Below are 17,182 nucleotides of genomic sequence, written 5' to 3'. Positions count from 1 at the left end.
CTAGGGTAGCCGCTTCTATATGATGCGCTCCTTCTAAAAATCAATAGTCAGCAGCCCTTAAGGGAATCAACATCATGTTAAAGCAATTATCAGCCAAAAAAGTAGCACTTAGTCTGGCCGTTACCTCTGCGCTTAGCGCGTCTTATTCACCAGCGTTTGCTGCTGAGCAAGACACACAAGCTCAAGAAAGTATTGAAGTCATTTCGGTTACTGGTACACGTAGAAGTTTACGTAGTATTGCCGAAAGTACTGTACCTGTAGATATTATTACCAGCGGTGATATGCAAAGTACGGGTCAGCTTGAAATCAGCCAAGTACTTGCAAACCAAGTGCCAAGCTTTAACTACCCAAGCGCAACAATGGGCGATGGTACAGACCATGCTAAACCTGCAGTTTTGCGTGGTTTAGCCCCCGATCACACCCTAGTGCTTATTAATGGTAAGCGTCGTCATTCAGGTGCGCTATTAAACTTAGCTGGCGTAGTTGGCCGTGGCTCTACTGCTGTTGATTTAAACATGATTCCAACTTCAGCAATTAAGCGCGTAGAAGTATTACGCGACGGTGCCGCAGCGCAATACGGCTCAGATGCTATTGCAGGGGTTATTAATATAATTCTTAAAGATGCAGCGCAGGGCGGCAGTGTAAGCGTAACTTACGGACAATATGATACTCAAATGGCCGGAGTACCTCAGCTTGAAAGCGTGTACGCAGATGCAAACGGCAACTTAGCATTTAATACTGGCGACGATCGTAAAATGAGCGATGGCGCAACGCGTACTATTAGTGCTAATTCTGGTTTTTCGTTAGCTGATAACGGTTTTGTAAACGTGTCTATTGAATATCGTGATAACGACTCTACCCAGCGCTCTGGTTTTGACCCTCGCGAGCAATATAGCCGCCTTGATGATGGTAGCCTAGATCCACGCGAGTTTACTATCGACCGTTACAACCACCGCTTTGGTAAAGCAGAGCTTGAAGACTATGCACTGTTTTACAACATGAGTTACGATTTAGATAATGGCTTAAACCTATACTCGTTTGGTAGTTACTCAAAACGCGAAGGTAATTCAGGTGGTTTTTATCGCCGAGCTGTAGATAAAAATAACATTTTAGACGTTTACCCTAATGGCTTTTTGCCGCAAATTGAAACCGACGTAGAAGATTACTCTCTCGCTCTTGGTTTACAAGGTGAAACAGGCGACTGGACATGGGATGTAAGTACCAACTACGGCCGCAACGACTTTGCATTAGGCGTAGTAAATAGCTTAAATACATCTTTAGGTGCCACCAGCCAAACCGAATTTGATAACGGCGCATTGGTTTATGACCAATTTATTGTTAATGGAGATGCCAGCACAGCATTTGATTTAGGTTTACCAGATGACGTATTTTTTACTATAGGTGCTGAATACCGCCACGAAAGCTACAAAATAGAACAAGGCGAAGAAGCTTCTTATATTACCGCGCTTGATAGTAACGGCAACCCAATTGCAGCAGGTGGTGCACAGGTACTATCTGGTTTTGGTCCGCAAAGTGTTACCGACGAAAGCCGCCACAACGTAGCACTTTTTGTTGAATTTGATACCTACCTAACAGAAAAGTGGAATGTGGTTTTAGCCAGCCGTTATGAAGATTACAGCGACTTTGGCGACACATTCACCTCAAAAATAGCAACGCGTTACAGTATTACTGATAACTTATCGTTACGTGGTGCAGCAAGTACCGGCTTTCGCGCGCCATCGCTAGCACAAAGCTCGTATCGTCAAATATCAACCATACTTGAAAACAATCAAGCGTTTGAAGTAGGTTTATTTCCAAGTGACTCTCCAGCAGCACAAGCATTAGGCGCTAAAAAACTAGACGCTGAAGACTCTGTAAACTTAACCGCTGGCTTTGTCTACACTCAAGGTAATTTTAGCCTAACGGTTGATGCATATCGTATTGATATTGATGACCGGATTGTACTCTCTGAAAACCTAGCCGGTGCAGCAGTTGCGCAAATTTTAGCAAACGCTGGTGAGCTAAACACCGAAAGCGTACGCTACTTTACCAATGCAATAGACTCACGTACGCAAGGTGTAGACATAGTTGCAACTTATTTACTGGAACTAGATAACCTAGGCGACGTACGCTTAAACGCAGCGGTTAACTTTAACGACACTAAAGTCACCCATATAGACGACAACCCTGAAGAACTCAATTCGTTAGGTGATGACTATGTTGTATTTGCTCGGCGTGAAGTGGGCCGTTTTGAAGAAGGCACACCAGATAGCAAACTAAACTTATCGGCTGTTTGGAGCTTTAACGAATGGCAAACTACACTGCGTGCCACGCGCTATGGCGAAGTTGCTGATATTTCTACAAGCAGCGACCGAGATGAATACCTAGATGCAAAATGGATAACCGATCTTGAAGTGGCTTATAGCCCTAACGATGAATGGAAATTTGCCGTAGGCGCTAACAACCTGTTTGATCAGTACCCACAAGCAACTGTAGATAACATTGGTTACTCTAACTTTGGTCAAATATTCCCGTACACCCCCTACGTGCCATACAGTTTAGATGGCCGCTTTTTATACGGTAATATTACTTACCGCTTTTAATAAAAGTGCTAGCTAAAAGTTGAAAGTTATAAAGGATGCATTACGCATCCTTTTTTTGCTGCTTAACGATTGATATAAGTAACATTCGCGTTAATCCTGAAAAAAAATCTCATTATGATTAAAGCAGAGCTAGGGTATGTCAGCGTTAATAATACTTTGAAGGCTGTAAAATTTTAAAAAAAACAGCATTTTTAGCCACTTAAATTATTGTATTTTATAAGCGTGTCAGTCATTCTATTTATACGCAAACCACTTGGGTTTAAAAACTCACCTAGGAAAAACACGTGTTAGAAATAGCTTTAATTTACTTAGCGGCAGCAATTGTAGCTGTGCCTATTGCCAAACGAGTAGGACTCGGATCGGTGCTGGGTTATTTAATCGCAGGCATACTTATTGGCCCTTATGCCTTAGCTATGGTTGGCGATCAAACCGATGTAATGCACTTTGCCGAATTTGGCGTAGTAATGATGCTATTTTTAGTTGGTTTAGAGCTGCAACCTTCACGTTTATGGACATTACGCCACTCAATTTTAGGGTTAGGTGGTTTACAAGTAGTGTTTACCGCAGCCGTTATTTTTGCATCTTGTTATTGGCTGTTTGCCATGCATTGGCAAACAGCCCTTGCCATTGGTTTAATGCTGGCGCTTTCCTCTACCGCTATTGTACTGCAAAGCCTAGAAGAAAAAGGCTGACTAAAACAAGAAGCTGGGCAAAATGCTTTTTCTGTACTGCTATTTCAAGATATCGCTATTATTCCTATTTTAGCGTTATTACCCTTACTCGCATTTGCACCACTGAGTGGCAACGCCGAGGTTAGTGATTCAATTATTGCCAACTGGCCGGTTTGGCAACAAGTAGGTGCATCGATTGCTGTTATTGCCGCCATTATTGCTTGCGGTAAATATATATCGGCCCCCATTTTTAGATATATAGCGCAAACACATATACGTGAAATATTTACCATTTTTGCGCTTTTTTTAGTGGTTGCCATTGCATTGGTTATGCAAAGTATTGGCTTATCACCTGCGCTGGGTACCTTTTTAGCTGGCGTAGTACTTGCCGAAAGTGAATTTAGGCACGAGTTAGAGGCCGACATAGAGCCTTTTAAAGGTCTGCTATTAGGGCTGTTTTTTATTACTGTGGGCGCGTCGATTAACTTTGAACTGTTTTTTAATCAATTTAGCACTGTGATTAGCTTAGTTGTTTTATTGATAGTAATTAAAGCCTGTATTTTATTTGCGCTGGCTTTTACCTTTAAAATAAATAAAAAGCAGCAACTATTATTTACACTGGCTTTGGCACAAGGAGGCGAATTTGCTTTTGTATTATTAAGTGTAACTAGTACGCTAAGCATTTTAACGCCCGAACAAACCGCATTAACAACCTTAGTGGTGGCTATTTCTATGTTAATAGCCCCTTTATTATTAATGTTTTACGAGCAACTGCAAAAAAGCGATAGCAGCGTAAAGCCTGAATTTGATAAACCCGAGCATATTAGCAGCGCTAAACATGTCATTATTGCGGGCTACGGTCGCTTTGGCCAAGTAATGGGGCGTTTACTGCATGCCCAGGGTTACGAAATAACAGTACTTGATCATAGCCCTACGCAAATTGAATTATTACGCCGCTTTGGTAAAACGGTATTTTATGGTGATGCTGGGCGTCAGGAGCTACTTGAAGCCGCAGGTGCAAAAACAGCACAAATGCTGGTAGTGGCTATAGATAACCCCGATAAAACATTAGAAATTATTAAGCTTGCGCAAAAAAACTACCCGCAGTTAAAAATTGTTGCACGTGCTATCGACCGTCGTCACGCTTATCAATTACTTAGTTTAAAAGTAGATGCCTTTAATCGTGAAACTGTTGATTCTGCCATCAGCCTTGCAGTTAAAGCGCTCGAGTTATTAGGTAACAATAAACCCGATGCCGAGCGAGCTGGTAAGCTATTTAGAGATCACGACCGCGCCAGTGTATTACAGTTAGCAAAATTATGGGGCGACGATATTAGCTACGGTGTAGCTGTACGCCAGCGTATGGAAGATTTAAAACAAGTGCTACAACAAGACAAACAAGCACAAGAAGATTTAAATACCTGCGACGACAACGACTATATTGCGGGCTTAACAGAGGACGCTGCCAAGCCCAAAAAATCTAATGATAATGCTCACCTTGGATAGCTTGCCCCTGCTGGTTATAAAAGCCAGTGGCGCTATGCTCAATAAAACCAAGGTTAATCATTTTAGCTAAAAAGGGATCGTTTTCGTTGTCGCCTATATCGGCATAGTCGGTAGTTTGAAAGTTATCCCATTTAGCAAACTGAGCAACTATCGCTTGCTCGTTACTACTTACATTATTAAGGCTGAGTAAGGTGCTTACTTGGCTTTTTTTACTGCTGACACTAAATGTTTTAACCAACTTTGACTGTGTAAATAAAGCCAGCTTATACTCAGTTTCAGCTTCGTTTAACACATAGTTTTTTACTTCATCACAACCTGTACCCTGAGTATTTACTAACGTCATTTTTGCTATTAAATGCGCATCCACCAGCTGGTTTTTTGCACTCCAGTTTTGTACTCCACGTACTTCTGACGGTTGGTATTCAATACCCCGCTGCTGAGCATTAAAGTAACGAATTGGCCGTATTTGCTTATTAGTTAAATGCTGCCACAGTTCGGTCGTTATTTCGTTTTGATGCGCTACTTGTTGCTGGTTTCGCCACAGGGTTAGCGCTTGAGTTGTTGGCTCGTTATTTTTATTGTTGGTTACAGTGTAAGTTGCTTTTAATAGCGCTGGGTTAACATTGCATTGCTGGGAAAAAGCGCTGCTACTGAATAATACGGTCATCATTAATAATGCTTTTTTCATTGGGTACTCTTTTTAAATGGCTCTAATTTATGCTTTTAACATAGCTAAAAATAATGGCTGTTTTATGACAAAATATAATATAAAAACAACCCGCACAGAGTACGAGTTGTTTTGCACACACAATTTATAAACTTACTACTGCGCCACTTTGTCGTTTGCTGTTTTAACTAAATCTGCGGCAAAGTCCATTACATGAAATAAAAAGCTTTGCTCATTAGTGCCTGTCACTAAGTGCGCACCAGGGCCTATAGCATATACGCCAACATCTTCACCTGCGTGTGTTTCTGAGCTCATTGGTACCAGCGCTTCTTGATGAAAACCAGGGGTAGTAGTATCAACATTGGTTAAATCAACCCGCCCTGTTACTGGTGCAAAGTTATAACCTACGTCAGCATCTGTTTCGCTACCGAGGTTTCTAAAACCACCACCATTGGTATAACCTAGCGTTGTATATGGCATATCATCGGCCGCTAGGCTTGGCGTTGTTTCGCCTACGCCCACCACTTTACCTAAAATAGGATTACCGCGTTTAGGGTAACCCGCAATGGTAAATACATGGCTGTGATCGGCTGTTACAACAATAAGCGTTTCCTCTGGATTGGTGTTATTCATGGCAACTTGTACTGCTTTTGCCAATTCAATGGTGTCGTTTAAAGCGTTATATGCATTACCCGCATGGTGCGCGTGATCAATACGACCCGACTCAACGGTTAAGAAAAAACCTTTATCGTTTTTGCCCAGTACATTTATGGCTTTTTCGGTCATTTGCGAAAGCGAAGGCTCGCCAGCAATATCATTTGCGCGGTCTGCTTCGTACTGCATGTGGGATTCGTTAAACAGCCCAAATACTTTAGTAGCATCATCGCTAATTGCATCAAAACCGGTTTGATCCATTACATAAGTACCATTTGGATATTGCGTTTTCCATTCACTAATTAAATTACGATTATCAGTACGATCCCCTTCAACTGCACTTACTGCATCGGCTGAATTAAACGCAGCATCTTTTGGTAAAAAATGACGACGCCCGCCACCCATAACAACATCAATGCCATCTACATCAACACCATTAAAGCGCGCTTTTAGGTTGGCTTCAAAGTTAACCAGTTGCGATGCAATATCTTCACAATTAGCTGACTCGCTCGCGGGCATATCAGAAATATCTTCCCAGTTACGATCGGCCGATTTTGCGTACATAGCCGCAGGTGTTGCATGAGTAATGCGGGCAGTTGAAATAATACCGGTCGCTTTACCCGCAATTTCAGCAAGCTCTAGTGAGGTAACTAGCTCATGTCCTTTGCCTGATGCACAATTACCACGCTCAACCGCTTCATCAATACCAATTACACCCACATCGGTTTTAACCCCTGAGGCCATTGCGGTCATAGTGCCGGCCGAATCGGGCGTTTGTGCATCTACGTTATAGGTTTTTACAAAACCTGAATACGGCATAGTTTCAAAGCTTAATTGATGCTCCTCACCCATTTCACCTTCTAACTGCCCGGCTAAAATACGCGCTGCAGTTATTGTCGAAATTCCCATACCATCGCCAACAAATAAAATAACATTTTTAGCCTTGCCTGACTCAGTCACTATGCTCGCATTTGCTGTTTTTGTGGTTGCTAATTTGGTTTGTGCATCGCTAAACCAAGCATTACTAGTAAGCGATGCTAACTGCTCGCTGCTAAGCGACGTAGCTGGTGCATTACATACTAAGTTACTTGATGTAGCCTCACTGCTTTCTAATATTCCATTACCGTTGGTATCTTCGCCTGTTTGTGTTGTTACTCCGCCGTTAACACATTGCTCAGACCCGACAGCAATTACGTTATTGACAGTTAATATACTATTTTGGTTTTTATCGCTGTCACTTGAGCAACCCGTTAGTGCAAGAGTTACTGCTAAAGAAAGTACCGTTAATTTTTTCATGTTAGCCGCCATTATTGCTGAGTTAGTTCAAGAGCTTGATTAATTATATGAAACACTACATTTTGCTCAATTACGCCTTGTGCAAGCTGAGCACCGGGGCCTGTTGCATGCAATGAAATGTCTTCACCTGCGTGTGTTTCCGAGGCCAATGGCACTGTTGTTTCTTGATGAAAACCAGGGGTTGTTGTATCAATCCCTTGTAACTCAACGCGCCCTGCCACAGCAGCACTTGCATAGCTTGCATCGGCATCTGTTTCATCACCTAAGTTTCTAAACCCTAAACCATTGGCGTAACCAACTGTGGTATAGGGCTTGTTATCGGCAGCTAGGCTGGGGGCTGTTTCGCCCACGGCCACAACTTGACCTAAAATAGGGTTGCCGCGTTTGGGATAGCCCGCAATAGTAAATACATGACTGTGATCGGCAGTGACTAAAATGAGGGTTTCTTCTGGATTGGTGTTATCAACCGCAGCTTGTACCGCTTTGGCCAACTCTATTGTGTCGTTAAGTGCATTATAGGCATTGCCCGCATGGTGCGCGTGATCAATACGACCCGATTCAACGGTTAAGAAAAAGCCTTTGTCGTTTTTGCCCAGCACTTCAATTGCTTTAGTAGTCATATCGGTAAGTGAAGGCTCGCCAGCAATATCGTTTGCGCGGTCTGCTTCGTATTGCATGTGGGATTCGTTAAATAAGCCAAATACTTTAGTAGCGTCATCGGCAATATTATCAAAGCCGGTTTGGTCCATAACATACGTTGCAGTAGGGTATTGCGCTTGCCATTCACTAATCAAATTACGATTATCGGTACGATCCCCTTCTATTGCGCTTACTGCGTCTGTTGAATTAGCTGCTACGTTTTTGGGTAAAAAGTGCCGACGTCCGCCGCCCATAACAACATCAAGGCCATCTATATCAGTACCAACAAAACGTGCCTCTAGGTTTTTTTCAAAGTTAATTAGTTGCGAGGCAATATCTTCACAGCCAGCTGCAATTGCATCCTCTGGCATGTCTGAAATATCTTCCCAGTTACGATCGGCCGATTTAGCATACGTTGCTGCAGGCGTTGCATGGGTAATTCGCGCTGTTGAAATAACCCCAGTTGCTAGGCCTTTAATTTCTGCCAGCTCTGTTGCTGTTAGTAACTCGTTGCCCGCAACTGTTGAACACATCCCACGCTCTATATTTTCGTTAACACCAATTACACCAACATCGGTTTTTACACCCGAGATCATCGCGGTCATAGTGCCCGCAGAATCGGGGGTTTGTGCATCTACGTTATAGGTTTTAACTTGTGCAGAATACGGAAATGTCTCAAAGCTTAAATACCCCTCCTCCCCCGATTGGTTATTACGTTGTCCTTGTAAAATACGTGCGGCGGTTAGTGTTGATACCCCCATACCATCACCAACAAATAAAATTACGTTTTTAGCTTTGGTGGCTTTAACACTCTGCGCTTGGGTGGTTTTTGTTGTTAGTTTTGTTTGCGCAGCGCTATACCAACTGCTGTCTTTTTGACTTTGCGGTAGAACATTGGCATGACTAACGGCACTAAACGCACAGGTGAATGCGATTGCCGCAGCGACTTTTTTAATTTTCATCCGTAATTCCCATTATGTAGTGGTTATTTTTAAAAACTGTGAGCTCAAAAACATCAACCGCTGCACTATAGGAAATAGATGTTACTAATAAAGGTAATTTTAATGACAAGAAGGTGACTGCCAAATTTTATATCAATAACACCTACTTTGTATTTCCATCGACTGCTTAACTCTTCTCATAATATATGTAACAGCTCTATAAAAGCACGTCACAATATATTAGTTTATTGATCTCTTGCTTGAGCCTAAGCTTGCTATTGCCTACAATAGCGCATAATTAATTCAACGCAGATCACTATTATGACTGATACAAACAAACCAGAATTACCTAATCAACTGTCTATTAACCCACGTAGCAAATTTTATGTAGAAGAAGTATTTGAACATGAAATCGGTATTACACTTAACGGTAAAGAGCGTTTTGACGTTGAAGAGTACTGCATCAGCGAAGGTTGGATAAAAGTAGCGGCACCTAAAGCGCTAGACCGTCGCGGTCAGCCATTACTTATGAAAGTAAAAGGCACTGTAGAAGCGTTTTACAAGTAATAGCTTACTTGTAAAAAGAAAAGCGACACCTTACTGGGTAGTCGCTTTTTTTGTGCCTTTTAAAAACAGCTTTAACATGTTGAACTTTTTTCATACTCAACCTGATGAAGTTTCATTATGAATTTTCAAAAAGTATGTTTGAATAGCTTTAATTGTTTAGACGTATAGAAGTCCATTATGAGCAAGTTAATAATATTAGATGGCGGCATGGGTCGTGAACTCAAACGCATGGGCGCGCCGTTTTCACAGCCACTGTGGAGTGCGCAAGCTTTAATAGAAGCACCGCAATGTGTAACCCAAGCACACCAAGGTTTTATAGATGCTGGCGCTGAAATAATTACTGTTAACAGCTATGCATGTGTCCCCTTTCACTTGGGTGAAACGCTTTACCAAGCAAAAGGTGCTGCGCTTGCTGAGCAAGCAGCGGTTATTGCAAAAAAGGTGACTCAAAACGCAAAGCAAACGGTACTCGTTGCCGGCTCACTGCCTCCTGCCTTTGGCTCGTATCGTGCTGATTTTTTCCAAAGTGATCGCGCATTTACTATTTTAGATACCCTGTATAAAGCACAAGACGAATATGTAGATATCTGGATTGGTGAAACCATATCAAACATTGAAGAAGCGCGGGTAATGGCAAGCGTACTGAAGAATTCAAACAAGCCATGTTATTACGCATTTACCCTAAGTGATGAAGTAAGCGAACAAGCGACATTGCGCTCTGGTGAATTAGTATCAGACGCTATCCTAGCACTACTCGAATATAAAATAGCGGGCATATTCTTTAACTGCTCTATTCCCGAGGTTATTGAACAAGCGCTGCGCGACACTAATCGCGTGCTAAAACAGCAAAATAAACATGTTGATTTAGGAGCATTTGCGAATGGTTTTACACCAATCGCCAGTGATTATAAAGCCAATGAAGGCTCGCAAGGTTACCGCGATTTATCACCTGCTGAGTATGTAGCATTTGCTAAACAATGGCATAGCCTAGGCGCAACAATTATTGGCGGCTGCTGTGGTATTGGCCCCGAATTTATAGCAGCGCTGGTAAAGTGGAAAAGCGACATTAAAGCGATTTAATATCAATTATTTAACTATAAAAGCATCGAAAATCCATTGCGAGCTTATTGACCGCTTCCCAATACCCAATCAAGCCCTTGTATTGCTGTGGTTGGGAATGCGGTTGCATGCTGTGCCCCTTCAATAACAACACTTTTTAATTTTATATTATCGCTATTGAGCGCATTAATTTTTTTCACAAGTTGCGCTGCGCCTTCAACCATATTTTGCCCTTCACCAAAGGCTGGAGTTTCCTTTGCCCCAACAGATACATAAACCTTTATTGGTATTTGGGGCTTATTCGCTTTTAACGCTAGCAGTGCATTATTATCAAACCAAACCGACGGGCTGCCAATAATATAATTGCTAAATAGCTCAGGCATCGTAAATAAAACAGCGGCGCCAAATAAACCGCCTAACGAGTTACCTATATACGTTCTTTGCGTGTTGCTTGCTCGGTAACTTTTTTCGATAAACGGCAGCACAGTATTTTTTAAAAACAGTGCATGATTTTTAGCGTTACCGGTTTGCTTTTTCCAGCTCAGGGATTGAGTGGGTGTATAATCCCTAACTCGACTACTAGCTCCTCTTGAGCCTTTTTCATAGCCAATCGCCACAATAATAGCCTGTTGCATCTTGCCGCTATTCATTGGAAACCGTGTGGCACCGGCAACGATAGGAAATGCATACGGCGCATCGGTTAAATAAATAACAGGATACGTTTTATTAGGCTGCTCTGAATATGACTTAGGCAATTGAATAAAAGTAGAATAAACACGCTTAGTTGAGGGCTCAGTAAGCTCTACAACACTACTTCTGGGGATTTCGTAAGGGGTATTTGCGCTTAATTTTAAGCATGCAAAGGCACAAAAAATAACAGCCATGTTGGTAGTAAGTTCACTTAATTTCCTTTTAAAATTTGCCTTAAATAGCATTAAAAAGGCAGCGTCTCGTAGAGATAGCTGCCTAATATAAAGTTACTATAAATAGTTACTTAGAACGGCCTCGCCAGCCACTCCACACATCATCTTCTGGGTTGGCTTTATTTTTTTTCTTTTTCTTGCCGGTGCCTTCAGGCTTGGCCATGGGTTTATCGTTTTTAAGCGCATCAGCTGCATCAAGATTCGCTTGGTTTACTGCAAAGCCTGCAACCTCTTCTCGCTCTAAGCGTAGCTTGTTTTTCTTTTCGATAATTTTAAAGTGATGAAAGTCTTCATAATCAATTAACGATAACGCTAAACCGACTTCACCAGCACGGCCACTTCGGCCAATACGGTGCATGTAATCAGCTGGGCTGCGTGGTAGATTAAAGTTAATAACCACTGGCAGCTTTTCAATATCTAAACCACGTGCTGCAATATCAGTTGCTATTAGCACTTCAATTTCGCCTGCTTTAAACTTTTCTATTACGCGGGTGCGTTCACTTTGGCCTTTATCGCCATGAAAAACTTGTGCATTAACACCGCGCTTTTCAAGCTTTTGCGCTAAGTGTTCACAATCTTTTTTAGCATTAACAAAAATCAGTGCTTGGCGCCATTTATGGGTTTTAATTAAATGCGCTAAAACAGTGGTTTTCTCGCCTTTATTAACGCTAAATACACGCTGTACTAAAGTGCTTTCGTCTTTGCTTTGAACTTGTATTTCAACAGGGTCGTTTAATAAATCTTGTGTTAATAGCTTAACTTGCTCTGGGAAAGTTGCTGAAAATAACATAGTTTGTTTTTTAGCAGGCATTAACGCTAATAACTCAGCAAGCTCTTCGGTAAAGCCAAGGCTTAGCATACGGTCGGCTTCATCAAGCACAAGTGTATTTAGTTTATCAAGCTTAATAGCATTGCTTGAGATTAAATCGAGTAAGCGCCCTGGTGTTGCCACTATAATATCAGCGCCACCACGAAGTGCCTGCATTTGTGTATTAACCGATACACCACCAAACACAGCAATCGTTTTAATTGCGCCATTAAAGTTAGCAGAATACGATTTAACGCTATCGGCTACTTGAGTAGCAAGCTCACGAGTAGGTACTAAAATAAGCCCCGTTACAAAGTTACCTTTGCTGGCTGCGCTTTTACTACCTTGTTCAAGGAACATTTTTTGTAGTATTGGCAGCGCAAACGTTGCTGTTTTACCTGAGCCAGTATTTGCCCCAGCAATTAAATCACTGCCCGCAAGCACACTAGGAATAGCCTTAGCTTGAATTGGCGTAGGCTGGGTATATTCCAAATCGGTTAAACGAGCTAATAGCTCTGGAATAAGGCCAAGTTCGTTAAAAGTGCTAGGGCTTGTGGCTGAGGTCATAAAGGTGTGGGCTCATTGCTAAAAATTAGCCTGCAATTTTAGCGTATTTAACGCTTATTAAGTAGGGGTTAGTGATTTAAATCGCATTTAGTTACTGGCAAAAAAAAGACGCTTTCGCGTCTTTTTTATTGTGCGACTATAATAAAGTTTGATAAAAATATAGCCCCTTAAAAGCTATAAATTAGCTAAAGTTTGATAATTATTCCTTCTCAGCCTCTAGCGATCCTATAATAAAGTTTGATATTTTTTAAATGGTTCCTTGTAGCTCTTTGATAAGTTGATTTAACTTTTCTTGTAAACTAGTAACCCATTTTTCTTTATATTCACCCTCATTTAAAGTCTTACCTTTATGTTTTAGTCTCGGGTGATTACAAGCTTGAAATAAATGAGCTCTTTCTCTGATAAATTGATGCTTCCATTGAGCTCCGTTGTCAGAAAAATTCTGAATAATTTCCTTAAAACGAATATTCGCATCATCTTTCAGTCCTAAAATTAAAGTACTTGCTCCCTTTGCCTTTATCAAGCTTGTAGTATCAGCTTCAAGCATTACAACTTCCACCTGCTGCACCACAATAATAGCCCTAAAGAACCTTAATGTTTGCTTATCTTTAGTCTTAAAGATAGCCATACTTCCATTTGTTGGATTTGGAAACACACCACAATTAATTGCTTTAAGCTCGATTCCTTTTTTGCCGCTTAGCTCATTTACCACATCTTTAAAAATTAAAAACTTCTGAGGCGATTCTTCGGCTTCTTCAAAATCATCTTCCTGATTTATTATAGGGTCGAACTCTTGAGCACTTCCTTCGACCTCTGGCGTACCAACGCCAGCTTTTTCAGGAGTAAAATCGCCACTGTCATTAATGACTGCTGAGCGTTCTAAAGCCTTCTTTCCATCAGAAAGAGTTGCACTCTGGATACCTGATATATTAAATGAAAAACTTGTTGAATTAAGACTATGAAGCCGCTTAGAAAAACCCGGAATATCACCTAGATCAAGCTCAGGATCTATGTCTACACTAGGTGCCTTAGTAAGTTTTGCTTTTTCTTTACTCGAAAGTGCTGCTGCATCCTTTTTTTTAGGATGGCTAATTTCAACTTTGGGATACTCCCTATCAATATGTGCATTAACTATAGACTCAATCCTCTGTACGAGTAATTTCCCCGATTTATTATCTTTTATGACTGACAATTCAACCTGCCATTCTTTTAAGAGTGGTGGAGTAAAGTCGAAAGCCATTAAACTTGAGTTTTTTTGAAAGCTTCGGTAAATCGAGAAAAGGCTTTTTCTTGCATTTTTATCTAGTAAAAGCCATGCAAGATGTGTCCTTTGTTGTTTAGTTTTTAAATAACTAACAGGATACGTCGTAGATTCTGGAAAGCTAATTTTTATGGGAGAGGTCACTTTATTAATAAATGCAAGTTGAGACAAGCCGTTTGCCATATAAGCTGCATCTACCAGATGTCTATTATGAAAAAATAATATCCTCGCTAATTCAAATCCCGTTATAGATATAACCCCCATATCTGTTTGATATAGGTATCTATAATGATCTGATGACTTATCTATGCCTTTTCCTTCTAAAATGGTTACTTTAAGCCTTTCAAATTCAGTTTCTTTTGATATTTTTTTATTCTCAAATATTCTTCCCGGAGCCGCCAAACTTGCCATTTCAATAGGCAAAGATGAATACTGTCCATCTTGCCATTGCACACCTATATATACGCGCTTATTTTTAAATAATATATTTGAACTGAAAACACCGACCACTTCTTTAAGTTCAACATTTTCTCGAAGGGATCTGAAAGCAGGAAAATTCCTCGAAATCCATTTCGAGGATGCATTTGACAGGCTCACGACTACGCTGTTTACTAAGTCCGGCAAGACGTTCAATTTCATAAGGTCTGGGTAAAGGCTCATTTTTATTTATACAATTTATTATAATAGCCAGAACTCTACGAATTTGGTACTCATCAATTGACTCTGTATATTTAATAAAAAAGCACTTACTAAGAGGAAGCTTCTCTAAATGACTAGTAACCCCCCATATAACCCCCACTTGAGCAATGAACCAAGTTTGAGTCATTCGAGGTAAGCTTAAATTATCATAGCTTTTATTTCGAACTAGAATCAGCTTCTTAACTAGCTCTTGATCACGCTTTGCCCAATTTACCTTCCCTATATTGTAATAAATGCGCTTAGGTAAATGCTTTTGTAGCCAAGCATTATCATACCGAAAAAGCCATAAATACAATCTAGCTCCTTCCCTAGTCCCCCGAATGCTTTTTAAGCTATCGAACTGGGAATAAATCAGCAACCAATTAGTGCGGTATTCATCAACTTTATCTTCAAGCTTACTGTTCGTATAAACCTTCTTTTTCTGTCTTTCCGGGATTATCAAAGACGCTTCGTTTATCGCACCAAAAATTGATTGAAAAGGAAATAAAGCCATCATACAAACTAAGTGGTGTAGAGCTGTATAATGCCGTCTGTGTTTGCGGAAAAAAGCAAGTAGCCAGCTATTTTCATTATGTATCCCAAGGCCATGTGATGATAAAAATTTAATACCCCAGTAGGATATAACCCTTTCTTTAATCTTAAGGTGATCGGGCCTTGCACCATTTACAAGGCCAATGTCTCTGATCGCTTTTTGGTAAAATATTGCCCATTGTAAAGGTGAAACATAAGGAGTATTTATCTGTAGTAACTGCTGTAAATGAATTGCGAGTTTTGACAGCTTATTGTTTGAATCAACATCTATATGTATTAACTTATCTGAAGTAATAACCTGAGATGCATTACAGAATCCATGCCTACTGCTTGGAAACAGTTTGAAGTGACTATTTTGTAAATAAACAAAATGTTTAGGGCAAACAACTAACCCCGGAAGTTGAAAAGACCTACGCCAGTACGAGTAAGCCAATAGCTTATTATCTTCGGCAACACATTTCGGACAATACCGATAATACATAGGCCAATGAATATTTGAAGCGTTTTTCCCTATAGTCGTCAGAGCCGTTGATTTTTCACTGTATATCAAACTATTTTGTACGGCTTCAATTCTTTGAGGTTCTATAAATGACTGAAAAAAAGGCAGTAGTGAGTGTCGATTGATTACATCAGTCTCGCTAACAGACCATAAATGCCCTACATTCGACAATAAAGGCTGTATATGGCCTTGCAGTAATGCTGAAGGGACAATATTTCTAGTACCAAATAATAGATCTAACGCAGCTTTGTCATTTTTTAATCCTTGTCTTGCTACAAAGCGAGCTAAGATACTTACAAGTAGCTCATCATTGTGCGCTATCGGAAATTGCATGATCATAGTAGCACCTCTGTACGCAAAGAATGACTAGCTATTAGTTTGAAGCGTGAATAAAAAGCTGTGAGAGCTTAACGGCAATTACCTTAACTCGCTTAACCCCAATGCTATCGCCTCTTGCTTAAACCGGCCAAATATATTTACTGTCTGTTCATAAGAAGATATTAAACACTTTTCAGATACATCACTCGCCTGCTCAAAATCTGTTTTTTCAGTATCAATATCTCTAAGTTGAAGCTCATATTTAAAAGGGCTCAAATTAGTATCACCAGATAAAATAGTCACCTCTTCTGCATTAATACCGGTATCAACTTCTGGCTTTATAGTATCAAATTTAACTATATCTGCTTCAAAGGGGACGTCCTGTTTAACACGGTAGGCGTATTCCACCAGTTTAGGCTCTGCGGGCATATATATAATAGCTTCTTGGTTTGTAGAATCTGTTACTCTCAGAATTCGCCCCAAAATCTGCCTAAAGTGCATCTCTGTTTTAATATTAGTTAGGTGGCAACAAACCTGTAGTCGAGGAATATTAGTACCTTCACTTATCATCCCAACTAAAATAATCCACTTACTTGTTGAATGTCTAAACTGTTGAATAATAGTAGTTGAGTCACTTTCTCTGTATGTCACTACAGTACTGTTTTCATTAAACCAAGCTTTCATAAGCACTGCTATTTTGGTAGCGTGACCGACAGATGAAGCAACGATCAATCCTGCGGCATCGGAATTAAAAGCTCTTATATTTTTTAATTTTTTATGAGCAGATGAAATTACATATTTAATGACTTTTTCATTCTCGATGATATGTTGATAAGAAATTGCTGATTGAGTAAGTAAGTCCTTAAAACTATTAAAAGCTTTAGTCTCCTCATTGCGTCAAACCCACTAACCACATGGCCTACAGCCAGGTTTGTGTCATGGAATTTTCGCCAAAGGCCTCTAAAACGGAATT

Annotated in this window: 11 protein-coding genes and 1 pseudogene; 4 read left to right on the top strand and 8 right to left on the bottom strand. The window is 40.5% G+C overall.

Annotated features, from left to right (window positions below):
- Positions 1–71: 71 nt before the first annotated feature.
- Positions 72–2,603 (top strand): TonB-dependent receptor, encoded by a 2,532-nt coding sequence (locus tag CIK86_RS13845; protein WP_086993151.1) that lies wholly within the window; start codon positions 72–74, stop codon positions 2,601–2,603.
- A gap of 284 nt (positions 2,604–2,887) precedes the next feature.
- Positions 2,888–4,780, top strand: a pseudogene (locus tag CIK86_RS13840) (monovalent cation:proton antiporter-2 (CPA2) family protein).
- Here the strand turns inward: CIK86_RS13840 and CIK86_RS13835 are convergent.
- The 3 genes from CIK86_RS13835 to CIK86_RS13825 form a co-directional block, all read right to left on the bottom strand.
- Positions 4,755–5,468, bottom strand: a complete 714-nt coding sequence (locus tag CIK86_RS13835; RefSeq protein ID WP_086993152.1) for a hypothetical protein — start codon at positions 5,466–5,468, stop codon at positions 4,755–4,757. The pseudogene CIK86_RS13840 and the gene CIK86_RS13835 overlap by 26 nt on opposite strands.
- Positions 5,469–5,603: 135 nt before the next feature.
- Positions 5,604–7,397 (bottom strand): alkaline phosphatase, encoded by a 1,794-nt coding sequence (locus CIK86_RS13830; protein WP_086993165.1) that lies wholly within the window; start codon positions 7,395–7,397, stop codon positions 5,604–5,606.
- Positions 7,398–7,408: 11 nt separating this feature from the next.
- A complete protein-coding gene (locus CIK86_RS13825; protein ID WP_086993153.1) occupies positions 7,409–8,998 on the bottom strand; it encodes an alkaline phosphatase in 1,590 nt (529 codons plus the stop codon).
- Between the two features lie 300 nt (positions 8,999–9,298).
- On the opposite strand from CIK86_RS13825, the gene CIK86_RS13820 reads away from it, so the two are divergent.
- Positions 9,299–9,544 carry a DUF3297 family protein gene (locus CIK86_RS13820; protein WP_008112798.1) on the top strand — a complete coding sequence of 82 codons (246 nt, stop codon included), beginning with the start codon at positions 9,299–9,301 and terminating at the stop codon, positions 9,542–9,544.
- A gap of 177 nt (positions 9,545–9,721) precedes the next feature.
- Entirely contained in the window at positions 9,722–10,624 is a 903-nt protein-coding gene (locus CIK86_RS13815; RefSeq protein ID WP_010392193.1) for a homocysteine S-methyltransferase family protein, read from the top strand.
- Between the two features lie 44 nt (positions 10,625–10,668).
- Here the strand turns inward: CIK86_RS13815 and CIK86_RS13810 are convergent, their stop codons facing one another.
- The 5 genes from CIK86_RS13810 to CIK86_RS13790 form a co-directional block, all read right to left on the bottom strand.
- A complete protein-coding gene (locus CIK86_RS13810) occupies positions 10,669–11,487 on the bottom strand; it encodes an alpha/beta hydrolase-fold protein (protein WP_086993166.1) in 819 nt (272 codons plus the stop codon).
- 106 nt (positions 11,488–11,593) lie between these two features.
- A complete protein-coding gene (locus tag CIK86_RS13805) occupies positions 11,594–12,901 on the bottom strand; it encodes a DEAD/DEAH box helicase (protein ID WP_086993154.1) in 1,308 nt (435 codons plus the stop codon).
- A gap of 247 nt (positions 12,902–13,148) precedes the next feature.
- Positions 13,149–14,759, bottom strand: coding sequence for a hypothetical protein (locus CIK86_RS13800; protein ID WP_144443715.1), 1,611 nt, complete (start codon positions 14,757–14,759; stop codon positions 13,149–13,151).
- Entirely contained in the window at positions 14,683–16,230 is a 1,548-nt protein-coding gene (locus CIK86_RS13795) for a TnsD family Tn7-like transposition protein (protein WP_024602286.1), read from the bottom strand. Before CIK86_RS13795 ends, CIK86_RS13800 begins: the two co-directional genes overlap by 77 nt.
- A gap of 78 nt (positions 16,231–16,308) precedes the next feature.
- The gene (locus tag CIK86_RS13790) at positions 16,309–16,893 is read right to left on the bottom strand and encodes a hypothetical protein (protein ID WP_051385869.1); all 585 of its coding nucleotides are present in this window, start codon (positions 16,891–16,893) and stop codon (positions 16,309–16,311) included.
- Positions 16,894–17,182 lie beyond the last annotated feature (289 nt).

Origin of the sequence: Pseudoalteromonas sp. JB197, assembly GCF_002332205.1 — a bacterium.
Lineage (GTDB): Bacteria > Pseudomonadota > Gammaproteobacteria > Enterobacterales > Alteromonadaceae > Pseudoalteromonas > Pseudoalteromonas nigrifaciens.
The sequence above is the reverse complement of the archived record's forward strand: the minus strand, read 5'-3'. Positions and strand labels throughout refer to the sequence as shown.